13 protein-coding genes and 1 other RNA gene are annotated in these 16,845 nt (G+C 49.0%); 4 read left to right on the top strand and 10 right to left on the bottom strand.

What is annotated here, in order from left to right; genetic code table 11:
- Nucleotide 1: 1 nt before the first annotated feature.
- Genes M2137_RS05290 through glmS form a run of 3 tightly spaced genes read right to left on the bottom strand, consistent with a single transcriptional unit; the run spans nucleotide 2 to nucleotide 3,298 of the window.
- On the bottom strand, nucleotides 2–1,459 hold the full coding sequence (locus M2137_RS05290; protein WP_280765422.1) for a methylaspartate mutase subunit E: 1,458 nt from the start codon (nucleotides 1,457–1,459) through the stop codon (nucleotides 2–4).
- 32 nt (nucleotides 1,460–1,491) lie between these two features.
- Nucleotides 1,492–2,865 (bottom strand): methylaspartate mutase accessory protein GlmL, encoded by a 1,374-nt coding sequence (gene glmL, locus M2137_RS05285; RefSeq protein WP_280765421.1) that lies wholly within the window; start codon nucleotides 2,863–2,865, stop codon nucleotides 1,492–1,494.
- 19 nt (nucleotides 2,866–2,884) lie between these two features.
- On the bottom strand, nucleotides 2,885–3,298 hold the full coding sequence (gene glmS / locus M2137_RS05280; protein ID WP_280765420.1) for a methylaspartate mutase subunit S: 414 nt from the start codon (nucleotides 3,296–3,298) through the stop codon (nucleotides 2,885–2,887).
- Nucleotides 3,299–3,831: 533 nt separating this feature from the next.
- Between glmS and ricT the strand changes: the two genes are divergently transcribed.
- Together ricT and M2137_RS05270 are read left to right on the top strand one after the other, a co-directional pair.
- Nucleotides 3,832–5,127, top strand: a complete 1,296-nt coding sequence (gene ricT, locus M2137_RS05275) for a regulatory iron-sulfur-containing complex subunit RicT (protein WP_280765419.1) — start codon at nucleotides 3,832–3,834, stop codon at nucleotides 5,125–5,127.
- A gap of 9 nt (nucleotides 5,128–5,136) precedes the next feature.
- Nucleotides 5,137–5,613: a gliding motility lipoprotein GldH gene (locus M2137_RS05270; protein WP_280765418.1), complete on the top strand. Its 477-nt coding sequence runs from the start codon at nucleotides 5,137–5,139 to the stop codon at nucleotides 5,611–5,613.
- Nucleotides 5,614–5,626: 13 nt separating this feature from the next.
- On the opposite strand, the gene rodA is transcribed toward M2137_RS05270, so the two are convergent.
- From rodA to purH, 6 genes are all read right to left on the bottom strand, one after another.
- Nucleotides 5,627–7,096 (bottom strand): rod shape-determining protein RodA, encoded by a 1,470-nt coding sequence (gene rodA / locus M2137_RS05265; RefSeq protein ID WP_280765417.1) that lies wholly within the window; start codon nucleotides 7,094–7,096, stop codon nucleotides 5,627–5,629.
- The gene (locus M2137_RS05260) at nucleotides 7,083–8,942 is read right to left on the bottom strand and encodes a penicillin-binding transpeptidase domain-containing protein (protein ID WP_280765416.1); all 1,860 of its coding nucleotides are present in this window, start codon (nucleotides 8,940–8,942) and stop codon (nucleotides 7,083–7,085) included. The genes rodA and M2137_RS05260 overlap by 14 nt, the downstream gene beginning before the upstream one ends.
- Nucleotides 8,926–9,450 (bottom strand): rod shape-determining protein MreD, encoded by a 525-nt coding sequence (gene mreD, locus M2137_RS05255; protein WP_280765415.1) that lies wholly within the window; start codon nucleotides 9,448–9,450, stop codon nucleotides 8,926–8,928. Before mreD ends, M2137_RS05260 begins: the two co-directional genes overlap by 17 nt.
- Nucleotides 9,447–10,298: a rod shape-determining protein MreC gene (mreC, locus tag M2137_RS05250; protein ID WP_280765414.1), complete on the bottom strand. Its 852-nt coding sequence runs from the start codon at nucleotides 10,296–10,298 to the stop codon at nucleotides 9,447–9,449. The genes mreD and mreC overlap by 4 nt, the downstream gene beginning before the upstream one ends.
- Nucleotides 10,299–10,368: 70 nt before the next feature.
- Entirely contained in the window at nucleotides 10,369–11,388 is a 1,020-nt protein-coding gene (locus M2137_RS05245) for a rod shape-determining protein (protein WP_280765413.1), read from the bottom strand.
- Between the two features lie 6 nt (nucleotides 11,389–11,394).
- Nucleotides 11,395–12,918, bottom strand: coding sequence for a bifunctional phosphoribosylaminoimidazolecarboxamide formyltransferase/IMP cyclohydrolase (gene purH / locus M2137_RS05240; RefSeq protein ID WP_280765412.1), 1,524 nt, complete (start codon nucleotides 12,916–12,918; stop codon nucleotides 11,395–11,397).
- Between the two features lie 502 nt (nucleotides 12,919–13,420).
- On the opposite strand from purH, the gene rnpB reads away from it, so the two are divergent.
- Nucleotides 13,421–13,777, top strand: an RNA gene (gene rnpB / locus M2137_RS05235) — RNase P RNA component class A.
- A 125-nt stretch (nucleotides 13,778–13,902) separates the two neighbouring features.
- Nucleotides 13,903–15,201 carry a YihY/virulence factor BrkB family protein gene (locus M2137_RS05230; protein ID WP_280765499.1) on the top strand — a complete coding sequence of 433 codons (1,299 nt, stop codon included), beginning with the start codon at nucleotides 13,903–13,905 and terminating at the stop codon, nucleotides 15,199–15,201.
- Here M2137_RS05230 and M2137_RS05225 read toward each other — a convergent pair.
- The gene (locus M2137_RS05225; RefSeq protein ID WP_280765411.1) at nucleotides 15,167–16,840 is read right to left on the bottom strand and encodes a putative transporter; all 1,674 of its coding nucleotides are present in this window, start codon (nucleotides 16,838–16,840) and stop codon (nucleotides 15,167–15,169) included. The genes M2137_RS05230 and M2137_RS05225 overlap by 35 nt on opposite strands.
- Between the last annotated feature and the right edge of the window lie 5 nt (nucleotides 16,841–16,845).

Genomic DNA, 16,845 nt, shown 5'->3' with positions numbered 1-16,845 from the left:
TTCATTTCCCATGCGGTCTCCCCACCAGGAATCCTTTACCAATTGCATACACATCGTCGACCACCATCTGGAAGCTAACCGGGCGTTTTTCAAACGCGGCACGTTCTTCCAATTTGGAACGATGGAAGGCTTTCAGTTCCGGGGTCAATGGCACATTACCCGTATCGAGCAGACGAACCGCACCAGAATTATCACGCGCCGGCATCAGTTTGCCGGCATTGAATTTGCTCGGAGCAAACGGAATATCGATCACACCGGCTTCAAAGGCCGCAATGGTGCCCTGCACATAGTCGCCTTTACCCAGTTCCTCTACCTTATTCAGGATACAGATCACCTCTTCTTTGATAATCTGGCTCTCGGCTACAACAGCCGGTATTTCAACAAAAGACTGGTCTTTCAGCATCGAGGTCAACTGCTTGGTGGCTTTCAACCCGGCAGCATTCGCCTCTTTGGTAGGCACACCCATCGCTTCATGCGGTGTTTTTACAATCACTTTGGTTGCCTTCGCCAATACAGCGGCAGCAGCACCCCAGGAGATCACAGCAAACGACTTCGCCTCATCCTGCGGGAAGCCTCCCATCCACTGATGGAAAACGGTGGTTACCCGCACATCTTCAAAGCCGAACTTATCCAGATACTCCCGTGTCAGGTGGTTCAACGCGCGGATAGCCGCCACATCCTGAATCAGGTTACCGCATTGTCCGTAGCCTACCGTAATATCTTTCACCCCTTGTGTAGCCGCCAGCAAGGCTTCGATAATGGCCACCGAATTCGAGATACAAGGCGGAACCAGCGTACCCGTCAGCGGACCAAACGGTTCCCGGTTGATCGACACACCCGCCTCTTCGTATATCCCTACCAGGCGGTCGGCATATTGCCAGTGGGCAATCGTGCTTTCCAGCGAGTGGTTCTTCGAATAAGGAATATTATAGGAGACACCTCCCCCTTCATACGAGGTGAATCCCCCGGCAATGGTGATCTCGGTCAATAAACGCGCGTCAGGCGTTCCGTGACGCACCTGCACAGGAGCCTCCAACGAAGAGGTCACCGTACGGCAAATGTCTACCCCATAGTTTACCGCCGGAAAACCATTGAGCATCGAACGACCGCTCTCCTTACTCTTCTCAATCCCTACTTCAGCCTCTTTATAGCGGTTCAAGCGGGTATAACTGTCGATCGTACTGGGCAACAGATCGGCTTCGCCTTCCGTTTCCAGGTATTGCAATAATTTGATATGCTCCGTATACAGAGCCACACCGGCGCGAGGCTGTATCAGCGTCACCCCTTCCGCTTTGGCTTTTGCCAGTTTATCACCAAAACGTTTAGAAGAGGCTATACCCTGCTGGTATTCGATTGCTCTTTCAAGGTTAACCCCTTTGCCGGTAGGCCATTGCTGGAGCACCTCCTCACGTTCTTTAAAAAACTCATCCTGGGTAAGTTTTCTGTTTTTAAGTTCCATTTTTTGTTTTGTATTTATGCTTTGTGTTTTATTTATTGAATCTCTTTCTTCATGAAATACAGGGCCAATTCGGGATCCATACTGCTGAGCAATCCCATCGAAGCAAATATATACCGCTTGTCGAATAGGTAGGCCGGTTGTTTCGGCTTCAGGATATATGGCTTCTTCGGATTGTAGATAGCTCCCTTTAGAATATTAGGCGGATGATTACTGTTAATAATGGCGCCTCCTATACCTATTATATAGGAAACCTCCGAAAGATCCTTCCCTGTCAGGGTGAATATCTCCCCCAATGGGGTATATGAACTCTCCAGATAGCCGCAATGTCTTTCGACCGCTATCTCGACCGCCCGCTGTGCCAAAGCGCTGTCGATGGCCTGTTCCTCCTCGCTGCTGGCAATCCGGTCCGGATTGGCCATGCATTGCTCCACCCAGGCTCCAATAGCTTCCGCAGAAACACCCGTTTTACAGGCTATCTCTTCTATATCAGACGCTTCGTAAAGCGACGGGAGACTGTATCGCATACCCAGATCGCCTTCGACCGTTCGTTTGCTGAATGGCTCGGGAAGCCCTTTCTCCAAGACATTACTCATCGAGGGTTTGCCATCCGACATCGAATAGATATCGGTCGTTGCTCCCCCCAGATCGACCGCCATAAAGTCGCCAATACCGGGTGTCTGCCGTGTGCCACGGCTCAACAATTCACAGCCCGCCATAACAGCCAGCGGCGTGGGGATCACATCGGCGGTAGCCATCGCCTGAACGGCGGTAAGCCCCTTCGCATCGATAATTTTTTGGATAAACAGTTCGCGGATGCTTTGCCGAGCCGGTTCGATATTAAGCTTATTGAAGGTCGGCATCACATTTTCGGTGATGACATACTCCCGCCCCGCGGCTTCGAAAATGGCTTTGATCTCGTGTGAAGCGCTTTTGTTGCCGGCCACGATCACCGTAAACGGCCGGTCGATCTCGCAGAGGCGGCGTGCATTGGCGGTAATCACCTCTTTGTTGCCCCCATCGGTTCCTCCGCAGAGAAGCACAATATCGGGATTGATCTCATAGATCTCCTCCTGTTCCATGCGGGATATCTCAAACGAATAGGTGCGGATCACCTTGGCTCCGGCGCTCGAGGCAGCCAGGCGGGCAGCCTGGGCTGTCAACTCGGGCACAAGCCCCAGGGCAATCATTTTCAATCCGCCACCGGCACTACTGCAACACAACAGGCGATCATAGCTGAATCGCCCTATCCGCTCCTCCAGTAGGCGCAAAGCGGTAGTGAAGCCATGCATGATATCTGTATCGATGGTGGTAAATGCGCTTGCGGTGCCAAGAATAACAGCATCTGTCGCATTAATTGCCGTGAGTTTGGTATAGGTACTACCAAAATCTACCGTAAGAATATTCATCGTACAATGTTGGGGAGTCCTACGATAGGCCTAAGATCTCTTTCAGGTCGGCTATGGTTGTTTCTATGGTTGTTCCGGGAGGATAGGCTTTGGTGAATCCCATATCTAAGAATCTCTTTTCCACTTCAGCAAAGTCTTGCTTCCCTACGACTAAGTTACCGCCGGCCAGTAACGGAATGTTCTTGAGTCCCGCTTCGTCACATTTCTGACGTAGCCCCTGACAGTCGATTTCTCCGTGTCCGTAGAGGGAAGAAACCAGGATCACATCGGCATTCGTCTCCAGAGCCGCCGCAATATATTCTTCTTGGGATACCATAACGCCAAGGTTTACAATGTTAAATCCCTCTTTTTCCAGTGCATAGGCTATGATCTTATTTCCAACAGCATGCACGTCTGCACCGATTACCCCGGTTACAATTGTCTTCTTTTCCATGTGTTTTTCGAATATGTTTAAGTTAGCTATTTCCCGAATTTCCTATAAAATTCGTTCTAATAAGCTTCAATAACTGTCATTTTGCTCGTTTAAATCAATACTTAAGACATTATCACAATTTACTTGTTCAAAAAAAAGAAAATGTTTCAAGAAGAAAACTTCCTAAAACACCTCTACACCAGTCTTATTACGGGGCAAATATATCCATTATTTGAATATAAAAAAGAAAAAGCAAGATTTTTATTTTAGCAATCAAATCTTCCCTCCTTAAAATACAGCGCGTAAGCTAAAACGCCATTTTATTTTACAATACAATACGTTTTAAAAATCAACACTCCCTTAACCGAAGGCGTAAAGCGATTTGATATTTGGGAAAATATTCAACCCCTCCCCAGCTGTTCCCCCAACACGCGAACCTGCAATTTATTCTTTTCAGATAAAATGAAAAGAGTTGTTTTCCACGATTATAAGAATTATTGACTATTTTTGCACAAGACTATTGAAACAATATATAGATCAATTCATTAAATCGCATGGATTTCAAGCTAAATAACGGCAGCATTCGCATGTGCTCGAAAGGTTGCTGTATAAAACAAGATAAAAAACTAAATACATACAATTGGCTTTATGATGTTCCGGGAGCGGAAGAGGCTACTGAGTATGTGGAGGTGCAATTCAAGAATACCCGCAAGGGTTATTATGTAAACAGCGCGAAGCTCCCGTTGGAAAAAGGAGATGTGGTAGCCGTAGAGTCAAGTCCGGGACATGATATCGGCACGGTCACCCTGACCGGCAAACTGGTGGATCTTCAGATGAAGAAGAACCATGTCCGCATCGACGCAGAACCCAAAAAAATCTACCGCAAAGCCAAGCAGACCGACCTCGATAAATACGCCGAAGCCAAAACACGCGAACACGACACCATGATCCGCTCGCGTCAGATCGCCGCCGATCTGGGGCTGAACATGAAGATCGGCGACGTCGAGTATCAGGGCGACGGTAACAAAGCCATCTTCTATTACATTGCCGACGAACGGGTCGACTTCCGTCAACTGATCAAGGTATTGGCCGAAGCATTCCGTGTGCGCATTGAGATGAAACAGATCGGCGCACGCCAGGAGGCAGGACGTATCGGAGGAATCGGTCCTTGCGGACGCGAACTATGTTGCTCGAGCTGGATGACTAATTTCGTATCAGTAGCTACCGGCGCCGCCCGCTACCAGGACATCTCCATGAATCCGCAGAAGCTGGCCGGACAATGCGCGAAACTGAAATGTTGCATCAACTACGAAGTAGATGCCTACGTGGAAGCGCAGAAGCAACTGCCCGCCCGCGAAATGGTATTGGAAACGAAAGACAGGAACTACTATCACTTCAAGAGCGACATATTCAACAAGGAGATTACCTACTCGACGGAAAGGACATACGCCTCCAACTTAGTCACCATATCGGCCGACCGCGCTTTTGATATTATCCGGATGAACAAACGGGGCGAACGCCCGGAATCGCTTGAAGAGGTGGTACAGCAAGCACCCAAGAGAGACGCGATGGATATCCTGGGACAGGAGAGCGTGACCCGCTTCGACAACGTCAAAAAGAAGAAAAAGAAGAAAAAGAAAAAACCGGAGGGAGACGAGCTGCCTGCGAATAGAAACAACGAGCAACCCTCGAACAGGAACAATGATCAGGCTCCCAATCGGAACAATGAGCGCAACTCTAACCGGAACAACGAGCGCGGTCCAAACCGAAACAGGGAACAAGCACCTAACCGGAACAGGGAACAGGGTCCCAACCAAATCAAAAGACCGATCAAGAAAACGGATAACTAACGCCGGGAGATGAAAAAGGGTATCGGAAACATACTCGTATGGTTAGGGATAGGGAGTTTGTTGTTTTCTTCCTGCGACAACAAAGTGGTCTACGATGAATATCACACCCTGGAAGGACGCAATTGGGAGAAGGCCGAAGAATACTTCTTTGTGTTCCGGATCGACGACAACGCCCGGCCCTACGATATGACATTCGAGGTGCGTAACAATAATCTCTATCCGTTTCAAAACCTCTGGGTATTCCTCGAAGAGAAACTGCCTTCGGGAGAAGTAGCACGCGACACGTTGGAATGTATGCTGGCAGACGACTTCGGCAAATGGCTGGGCGACGGCATGTCGGTACATCAATCGAGCTTCCCATTACACACCCGATACCTTTTCCCCGACACAGGATCCTACACCATCAGCTTCCGCCAGGGCATGCGCAAAGAGAGCCTGCCGGGCATCCAGCAGATAGGCGTGCGCATCGAAGAATCTGCCCGATAATCCGAAGAGAAACTTAGTGCCACACCTTGCGCGAGGCATCCAGGCGCAGGAAGATAAACAACAGGATCGTGAAGCCCCAGAGCGAAGAGCCTCCGTAGCTAAAGAAAGGCAAAGGAATACCGATCACGGGCGTAAGACCGAGTACCATACCAATATTGATCAATAGGTGGAAAAAGAAAATCGATGCCACACTATAGCCATACACCCTTCCGAAGGCATTGTTCTGCCGTTCGGCCAACCAGACAAGCCGGAGAATAAACAAACCGAAGAGCAACAAAGCAGCGGAGGCTCCGACAAAACCCTGCTCTTCTCCTACCGTACAGAAAATGAAATCGGTATCCTGTTCGGGCACATACTTCAGTTTGGTCTGTGTTCCGTTCAGAAAGCCTTTCCCCGTCAGCCCGCCGGAGCCGATAGCGATCTTCGATTGGTTCACATTATACCCGGCACCGGTAGGATCGTCTTCCAGGCCTAAAGAGACCTTGATACGCACCTGCTGGTGGGGTTCCAGTATATTGTCGAACACATAATCGACCGAATAGAGGAAACCGACCGATAACACAGCAAAGAAAGCAATGAGCGCATACGACCAAACCCACTTCTTCAGCGAAAGAACTAATAGGTAAATTATCACTAAGGCGATAAGTCCGTAGCTTACCCAAACGAAATTCAGCGGAATATATAAAGAGGCTATGTATGCCGCCAGGTAGCCAAACCCTACTACACCAAAAAGGATCAGCATATTCCGCTTGTCTTTCGCCACCACTCCAACTAAGGCGGTCGATATGATCAGGGTCATAATCATAACCAATAGTTCACCTAAAGGGGTGATGCCGACCAGATCTTCCGAATACTTTATACCTGTTACAAAGTAGAGCACAGCGCAAATGCCCGCCAAAAGGATATAGCCCGACATACCTTCGCGGTAGAGCACAAGGAAAAAGGCTAAGTAAACCAAGGCAGAGCCGGTCTCTTTCTGCATCAGGATAGCAATCATCGGCACGACGATCAGTAACAAAGCAATGAAGAGATTCTTCGGTGTATTGAGTTTAAAGCCGTACCCATTCATAAACTTCGCCAGGGCAAGCGCTGTGGCAAACTTCGCGAATTCGGCCGGTTGCAGTCGGATAGGTCCGAACACCAGCCAGGAACGCGAGCCTTTGATGTCAGGGACAAAAGGCAAATTGGCCATGGCGCCGACAATGGTTGCGATCAACAGGACAATGACAAAGCCATATATCAGGTAAGCAAACACATCGTAAAACTTATCATCCAGCATCATAATGATAAAGATCAACACCACAGAGGAGCCGATCCATATCAACTGGGAGCCCGGACGGCCGGAGGGGTCGAACAGTCCCGCGTTATCAAAATCATAACTGGCGCCACAAATGCTAAGCCATCCTGCTGCTACCAACAAGACAAAGAAGAGGATCGTAATCCAGTCGACTGTTTGCCAAAGGCTCTTTTTACTGTTGCGCATAAGGTAAAAGGGTTGAAGAGTGGATCATTTGTTCTTCCATATACTGGCTTTCGATCGATTGCTCAACCTCAAGATACTTTTCCATCATCAAACGACCGATAGGCACCCCGTAGTTGGCTCCCCAGCCTCCGTTTTCCACATAGACGGCAATCGCCACTTTTGGATTCTTATACGGCGCAAAGCCGATAAAAGCGGAATGGTCTTTCCCATGCGGGTTCTCTGCCGTACCGGTCTTTCCACACACCTCTATATCCGGAATAGCCGCGCGATAGCAGGTGCCGGTCACGACAGCCTGTCGCATTCCTTCGGCAACGACCTCATAATGCAGACGATCCACCGTTGTATAACGACGGGTGGTATAGGTTGAATCCAAAGGGGTATCTTCGATCTCTTTAACCACATGCGGCGTATAGAAGTAACCCCGGTTGGCAATCGTGGCAGCCAGGTTGGCTATCTGCAGCGGCGTGGCCGTCACCTCGCCCTGCCCGATCGCGATAGAGATGATCGTACTGGAGTTCCAACGTGTCGGATGATACTTGTCATAGAACTTGCTGTTGGGTATGAAACCGCGGTATTCGCCCGGCAGGTCAATACCCAAACGATAGCCATAACCCATAGAAACTATATGATTCTTCCAGGACTCAAAAGCATCCTGCACGGTAGGATAAAGCTTCCGGTCGTCCAACATATCATGTAATCCCCAACAGAAGTAAGAGTTACAAGAGGTGGCAATCGCCGGAACCAGCGAGATAGGAGAAGTATGCGCATGACAAGCCGGCTTTCCTCCCCGGAACGTATACCCCAGGGCACAGGAGTAATGCGTATGAGCCGTAGTGGATCCTTCCTGTAAGAAGATCAAACCCTGCGACGGTTTAAACGTAGAACCTGGAGGATAAAAGCCCATAATGGAACGGTCGAGCAAAGGATTCAGCGGGTTTTTCTCCAACATAATGTGATTGGGACCGCGCTGACGGCCAACCAACAAACGGGGATCATAGGAAGGAGCGGTCACTAAGCACAAGACTTCGCCTGTTGAAGGCTCGATCATCACAATACTGCCCAGCTTCCCTTGCATCAATTTCTCGCCGTAAGCCTGCAATTCCATATCGATACTCAACTTTAGGCTCTTACCTGACACCGGAGGTACATCGTGAATTCCCTCTTCATACTTCCCTTTGATACGTCCGTGTGCGTCGCGCAACAGGATCTCAATACCCTTTTCGCCTCGTAAAACATGCTCATACGAGCGCTCCACCCCGGAGCGTCCCGAATAGTCCGTCTGCACATAATAGGGATCTTTCTCGATATCTTTTTTGTTTACCTCGCCCACATCGCCCAGGATATTGCCGGCATTCGGGTATTCATAATCGCGCAGCGTACGGTTCTGGATATAGAAGCCAGGGAATTTGTAGAGCTTTTCCTGCAACATCCCATACTCCTGTGCCGAAAGCTGATTCATAAACAGCTGGGGAACATAGGAGGAGTAGCCGGGATTCAGGCGACGATCCTTGATTTCTATGATGCGCCGATCGAATACCTCCTTAGTAATGCCTACCGTATTGCAAAATTCAAGCGTATCAAAGGGCTGCACCTCGCGCATAACCACCATCACATCGTAGGCCGGCTGGTTATAAACCAACAGTCTTCCGGCACGGTCGTAGATGATTCCCCGGGAAGGGTAAATGGTTTTTCGCAGGAAGGCATTGTTATCCGCCCAGATCTTATAATCGTTATCCAATACCTGCAGGAAGAAAAGACGAATAATAAAGAGAAGGACTACCACTACGACAGCCCCGCCAATGACATATTTACGGTTTTCAAACTTAAATTTATCGTTTGTCTTCACTTTGTTGTGACTCTACATTAAATGCTTCTACTGCTAAAATCAACAGGATAGTCATTGCGCTACTTCCCAGAATGCGTAAAGATAGGAAAAGCGGATCGAAAAGCGAGAAGGATTCAATAAGAAATAAAGCAGTATGATGGATCAACACAAAAGAGAGCGTGTATTTGAAGAAATTGCCGAAACCAAACGAACGATATGAAGGATATACCCCATCCGGCAGGTCTTTCCCGACCCAGAAACGAATCATTGGCTCCCGACAAAAGACAGCCAATGTACAGGCCGCCGCATGCATACCGGGCGTATTGGTAAACGCGTCCACCACCAACCCGGTAAAGAACGCAATCAGAAGCATATAGTTACGCGATATATCGTAAGGCAATTTCAACAGAAAGTAGACATACAGAAAGGGAGTCACCATCCGCAGGAAATGGATATGATTCAGAAAGAGCACCTGTATAAGTACAAGCACCACAAAATAGATCAGCCCTCGTATAACATCCTGTATCATCTTTCTTTTATCTCGCTTTCCAGGCGTCGTTGTTCCGCCTGCATCGGGTTAATCAATACGCGCACGTTTGTCAGCGACTGGAAGTCGGTCGACGGAGCAATATCCAGCGCATGAAAATTATCATCGTGCTGGCGACGGGCATCCACAACAGTTCCCACAATAATACCCGGAGGGAAAATGCCCGAATAGGAACTTGTCACGACCGTATCGCCTTTCTCGAATTCCACATGCCGCGGCAGCTCATTGAGTTGCACTAAGCGCGGATCACGCCCATTCCAGTTCAGGGTACCGAAGTAATTGTTGCCGGCCAACTTACAACTCAAGCCAAATTTAGGATTAAGCATCGGCATAACGACAGCAAAATAATCGGACACCTTGGTCACAATGCCTACCACCCCCTGATCGGACACCACCCCCATATCCGGCTCGATACCGGCTTTGCGTCCCCGGTTGATCGTGATATAGTTGGACAGATGCGTCACACTGTTGTTGACCACCTTGGCTGCTACAAAAGAGTAAGGAAAATGTTCGATCGATTCAGGCAGAAAGCCCATAAACGGACGCTCCTTCGCTTGCAATGCCTCGATCTCGTCACGTAGAGCAATCACCTCCATTTCCAGTTCTCCATTTCGCATCGTCAACTCCCGGTTTACTTCGCCCAGGCTGAAATAGCTTGTGACAGATCCTGCCAGCGAGGCAATATGCCCGGTCACCACATTGGCTGAACTGATCAGTATGGTTCGCTGGTAGGTGCTATTCTGATAAATCAATAGAAAAGCAACTACTTCCAGCAAAAAGAACAAAAGCCAGTGACGCTTGCGAACAAGGAAATCAATCAGTTGACGCATTTCTTGGAAATGAAGAATGAAGAATGAGGAATGAAGAATCATTTTTCATTCTTCATTCCTCATTTATAATTTATCTCATAAGGAAATTAAACTTGTCTATATTCTTCAGCGCAATGCCGGTTCCTTTGGCCACCGCACGCAACGGGTCTTCGGCCACATGGAACTTGATATTAATCTTATCGGTCAATCGCTTGTCGAGCCCGCGCATCAGCGCGCCCCCACCGGCCAGGTAGATACCGTTACGCACGATATCGGCATACAATTCGGGAGGCGTATGTTCCAGAGCACTCAGGATAGCCGCTTCCATCTTCGAAATAGATTTTTCCATACAATGCGCAATTTCCTGATAAGAGATCGGAACCTCCATCGGAAGCGCCGTCATCTGGTTTGGCCCGTGTACGATATAGTCTTCGGGTGGGTTATCGAGGAAGGTCAAAGCCGATCCGACATTGATCTTGATCGATTCGGCGGTTCGTTCCCCCACTTTGATATTGTGCTGGCGACGCATATATTCCATAATGTCGCCCGTCAGGTCGTCACCGGCAATACGGATCGACTTATTCGACACGATACCGCCCAATGAGATCACAGCAATCTCGGTGGTTCCCCCACCTATATCCACGATCATATTACCTTCCGGTGCCTCTACATCCAGGCCAATACCTATCGCAGCCGCCATCGGTTCATAGATCATATACACATCGCGTCCTCCGGCATGCTCCGCCGAGTCGCGTACGGCGCGCATCTCCACCTCCGTGCTTCCGGAAGGGATACAAACCACAATACGCAGCGAAGGCGAGAAGAGGCGGTTTTTCGGATTCATCATCTTGATCATCCCGCGAATCATCTGCTCAGCGGCGAAGAAGTCGGCAATCACGCCATCGCGAAGCGGGCGGATTGTCCGTATATTTTCATGCGCTTTCCCATGCATTTGTCGTGCTTTCTCCCCGATAGCCAACACCTTGTCGGAGCGTCTGTCGAGCGCAACCATCGACGGTTGGTCGACCACCACCTTACCATTGCTGATGATAATCGTATTGGCTGTTCCGAGATCCATCGCCAACTCTTGTGTGAAAGAGAATAATCCCATTGTTCTTTAGTGTTTAAAATGACGAACTCCTGTTTTTACCATAGCCACATCGTGTGCATCGCAATAGTCAACCGACAACTGATCGTTTACCGATCCGCCCGGTTGAATCACCGCCCTGATGCCGGCTTCATAAGCTATTTCCACGCAATCCGGGAAAGGGAAAAAGGCATCGGAAGCCATCACCGCTCCTTGCAGATCGAACTCGAAAGAGCGAGCCTTCTCGATAGCCTGACGCAAACTGTCGACACGCGATGTCTGACCGATACCGCTTGCACACAATTGTTTATTTTTCACCAACGTAATTGCATTCGATTTGCTGTGTTTTACGATCTTATTAGCGAACAACAGATCTTCTACCTCCGCTGCGGTCGGTGCCTTCTTTGTCAAAGGTTCCAGATCGGTTGCCACCTGAATGCTCAGGTCTTTCTCCTGCTGCAACACGCCGTTCAACAATGAACGGAATTGAGTTGCCGGCAATTGGCAATCCTTACGCACCAGGATAATACGGTTTTTCTTTTGTTTCAACACCTCCAGTGCCTCCTCGTCGTAAGCCGGAGCAATCACCACCTCGAAGAAGATCTTATGCATCTCTTCCGCGGCTGCTTTGGTAATCGTTGTATTGGTAATCAGAATCCCTCCGAAAGCCGACACCGGGTCACCGGCCAAGGCATCATTCCATGCCTCGAGTACGGTCGGACGGGAGGCGATACCGCACGCATTGTTATGCTTCAGGATCGCGAATGTTACCTCATCAAACTCATCGATCAGGCTCACGGCCGCATCGATATCCAAGAGGTTGTTATAGGAAATTTCCTTTCCATGCAACTGGTCGAACATATCGCTGAGACGACCAAAGAAGGCAGCCGCTTGGTGCGGGTTCTCTCCGTAACGCATCGGGATCGGCCCGTCTACCGCCGCGCGGAAATAGGATCCGTTTCCGGCATCGAAATAGTTGAAAATCGCCGAATCATAACCGGAAGAAACCGCAAAGGCCTCTTTGGCAAACCAACGACGATCGTCGATCGTGGAGTTGGCTCCCTTTTCGTTGAGTAAACTCATCAACGGTGCGTATTGCGCCTTGGAAGCGACAATAATCACATCTTTATAATTTTTGGCAGCGCCCCGGATCAACGAGATACCGCCTATATCTATCTTTTCAATAATCGCCTGGTCTTCCGCGCCCGAAGCAACGGTCTCTTCAAAAGGATACAAATCGACAATCACCAGGTCGATCTCAGGAATTTCATATTGTTCCAACTGATTACGATCCTGCTCGTTCTCACGACGGGCCAGAATACCCCCGAACACCTTCGGATGTAATGTTTTTACGCGTCCACCCAAAATAGAAGGATAACCGGTCAAGTCCTCCACGGCATCACAAGGAACCCCTAAAGATTCGATAAACGCCTGTGTACCCCCGGTAGAAACAAAGGAAACTCCTTCGCGATGGAGTTTCAAAATGATTTCATCTAAACCTTCTTTGTAGTAAACGGATACCAGTGCGCGTTTTATTTTCTTTGTTGTAGTCATTTACACTGTTCGTTTTGATAAATTTCTTTTGAAGCACAAAAGTAGCGAATATTTCCAAGTTTGCCGCCTTTGTACTTATATATTTAGGTGGGATTTCAGTATTTTTTCCCTCTTTTTTACACATTGCTAAATAAATTTGTTGTTTTGTTATTTACAGGGGGGGCAGACAGAAAAAACACAATTATGTAAACAAACGTTAATTTGACCATTTTCGGCGAAACCCCTAATTTACGATTTGTAATTTCCACAGGACTTTGCGCGCAAAAACGTGGGACTTTGGAGACAAACTCCCGGGAGAAACACTTTTTAACGTATGGATTTGTAAGTAAAACGGGCTTTTTGCTTACAATCGCGATTTTAACATTTAAGAGGTAGAGACCACCTCTCCGTAGGAGGCAAAGCAATTAACAATCGCTTAGGGCTGAACTGAGTAAAATAAACTTGAACTCCATCCGAACAGGCCGCTATTAAGAAATAAATCACTAATTTTGCCCGCATGATTGCAGTTTGCCGGTCTGCCGCTCATCCGCAAGGATGGGAGGAACGTCCGGGCAACACAGGGCACCATACTACTTAACGGGTAGCTGTTCGCGAGGGCAGAGTAACGTAACAGAAAACAACCGCCCCCTCGGGGGTAAGGGTGAAAAGGTGAGGTGAGAGCTCACCGGGTTTCGCAGCAATGCGAGATGCCGTACGTCTTATGGGTTGTAAGGTCATGTATACCGGCGCATGTAGGGCTGCCCGCCCGATGCCGGGGGGTAGACCGCTAGAGCTTTGGTGAGAGCCAGAGTCGAGATAAATGGCAGACGCTTCTCCCTCGGGGGAAGTACAGAACCCGGCTTACAGGCAAACTGCAATTTTTAATACTTTCCCGACATGGAAGCAAAGAAAATCAAAAAACATCCGAAGAAAGAGGCAAAAACCTCTTTCATAGTGCGCATCACTGATTTTATCGCCCGGGCCATCCGCTTTATCACCTACGATATGTGGCGTATCACACGCAACGATGTCTCCGGCTACAAACATTTCGGGATCAATGCCGCTAAATCCATATCATTGGCCGTGCGCAGTTTCCTGAACGAACACCTGCAAAGCCGCGCTTCGGCGCTTACTTACAGCACCATGCTGGCGATTGTGCCCTTTTTGGCTGTCTTATTAGGCATTGCCAAAGGATTTGGCTTCCAGGACACCGTACGCAATATTGTGGAGGATGCCCTACCCGGCCATGACAACGAACTCAATAAAATCTTCGAATTTGTAGAGGGCTACCTGGCAGAGGCGCAGGGGGGACTTATTATAGGCATTGGTGTTGTGATACTGCTTTATACGGTTATCAACCTGCTTTCCAATATCGAAGACACCTTCAATGATATATGGCAGATCAACAAATCACGCTCGTTTGCCCGTAAAGTCACCGACTACCTGGCTGTGATGCTCATTATCCCGGTATTGATGATCGCCTCCAGTGGGATGTCGATCTTTATCTCGACCATTCAAAGCACTATCCTGGAGGAGTTTGTGTTTCTCACACCGGTGGTCAATCTATTGTTTAAGATCGTTCCTTTTGTTATATATTCCTTAGTGTTTACCGGACTCTATATATTCCTGCCCAATACGAAAGTACGGTTTGTGCCGGGTCTGATTGCCGGCGTACTGGCAGGTAGCGCTTTTCAGATCTTCCAGCTCTTCTATATCAGCGGACAGATCTGGGTGGGTAAATACAATGCTATCTATGGAACCTTTGCGGCCATTCCGCTTCTGTTGCTTTGGGTGCAATTGTCCTGGGTGATCTGCCTGTTTGGCGGTGCATTGGCCTATGCGATACAAAACGCGAGCACCTTCAACTACGAAACCGATACACAAAACATCAGCCGCCGCTACCGCGACTTTGTAATCATCGTCATCATGACCTTGATCGTAAAAAGATTTGAAAAAGGGGAGAAACCTTATACCGCCGATGAGCTTTCGCAAGAATACCATATCCCTATCCGGCTGGCCACCGACATTCTCTACCAACTAACAGAGCTCAATCTGGTAGCCGAAGTGATGGAAGACCATGACGAATGGACCATCTATTACCAACCGGCTATCGACATCAACATCCTGTCTGTCTCCTACGTCCTGCAACAGGTCGACCGAGAGGGCTCCGAGAACTTCCGCATCGACAAGGAGGGCTTGTTCCAGAACGAATGGGAAGCGGTTGTCAGCTCACGAGAGGAGATGTATAACAAGGAGAACCCTATTCTACTCAAAGAAATAGGATTAGAATCAGTTGGGCGGTAATGACCCGCGTAAACATAGAAAGGGGATACACCGTAGCATAAGAGACAGCAGGTTCGTCGCCTTCGACGGTGGAATTGGCGAAGGTAAGCGCCATCGGGTTGGCCATACTTCCACAAAGCATGCCGACATTCTGCGCATAATCAAGGCGAAACAAGCGGGAAGCAGCTATGCCTACCAGCATTACAGGCACCACGGTCAAGGCAAACCCCAAGGCAATCCAAAGAAGTCCTTCCGGGCGGAAAACGGTTTCAAAGAAATGTGCTCCCGAATCGATACCCAAGCCGGCCAGGTAGATCACAATGCCCAACTGGCGCAACATCAGGTTGGCACTCATAGTGGTGTAGGTAGCCAGATGCAGGCGCGGCCCGAAGGCACCCATCAGAATACCTATGATGATCGGCCCACCTGCAATACCCAGCTTCACCGGCATACTGATGCCCGGTATACTAATCGGAATAGCTCCTAATACGACACCCAACGTAATACCGATAAAAACAGCCAAGAGGTTGGGACTGTCCAACCGTTTGACCTCATCGCCCAGGATCTTTCCCACGTTTGCCACCGCCGCCCCTTCACCAACAATGGTCAAGCGGTCGCCAATCTGCAAGCGCAAATCGCGGGAGGCCAACAGATCGATACCGGCACGGTTCACCCGGGTGATATTGATGCCATAGAGATTACGCAAACGCAATGTACCAAGCTTCACCCCATTCACCTTTTCCTGGGTCACCACAATGCGCCGCGACACCAGCTTGCGATCCACCGCATTCCAGTCGATATCCTCCCGGTTCCAGTCCGCGCTCTCCTGCCCGCCAAACAGGGCACGTATGATGTCAAGATCCTCTTTGGAAGAGATCACGAGCAAATGGTCGCCTTCGTGCAGTTGGGTCTCTGAGGTAGGAATGCTGACACTGCCATCGCGCCAGATACGGGAGATCACAAATTTCAGCTTGACCGAGCGCATCACCTCCTGAATACTCTTCTCGTAAATGGCCGGATTAGACACATTAAACTCCGTCACCGTCGCTTTAGGTGCCTTTTTCATTTTATTCTTTTCAGCCTCCTCTTCCGAGAAAAACAGCCTTTTCAGAAAGACAATCGCCAAAATAACCCCTACGACACCCAAAGGATAAGCCACCGCACAGCCCAGTGCCATCTCGGTTACTCCCCGCGCATTCTCCGGATCCAGCTGATAGAGCGTTTGCTGGGCAGCCCCCAGTACAGGCGTATTGGTCACCGCCCCGGACAGGATACCGACCATAGTTGGCAGAGAGACAGAGGTGATTTTACTGAAAAGAATGGTTAGTAACAATCCAAGGAAGATAACACTCAACGCCATCAGGTTGAGTTGCAAGCCACCCTTCTTAAGCGACCCAAAGAAGCCCGGCCCGACCTGTAAACCTAAGGAATAAACAAAGAGGATCAGCCCGAAGCTCTGGGCGAAGTAGAGCATATTCTTTTCAACCGTCACACCGAAATGTCCGGCAATAATGCCTGCGAAAAAGACAAAGGTAATACCCAGCGAAATACCGAAAATCTTCACCCGGGAAAACAATAACCCCACCGCCGAAACCAACGACAAGGCCACAACCGCCTGCAACATAGGCGAATCAAACAGGGAAGTCAATATATTCTCCATCCTTA

Origin of the sequence: Parabacteroides sp. PFB2-10, assembly GCF_029893085.1 — a bacterium.
Classification (GTDB): domain Bacteria; phylum Bacteroidota; class Bacteroidia; order Bacteroidales; family Tannerellaceae; genus QVMG01.
The sequence above is the reverse complement of the archived record's forward strand: the minus strand, read 5'-3'. Positions and strand labels throughout refer to the sequence as shown.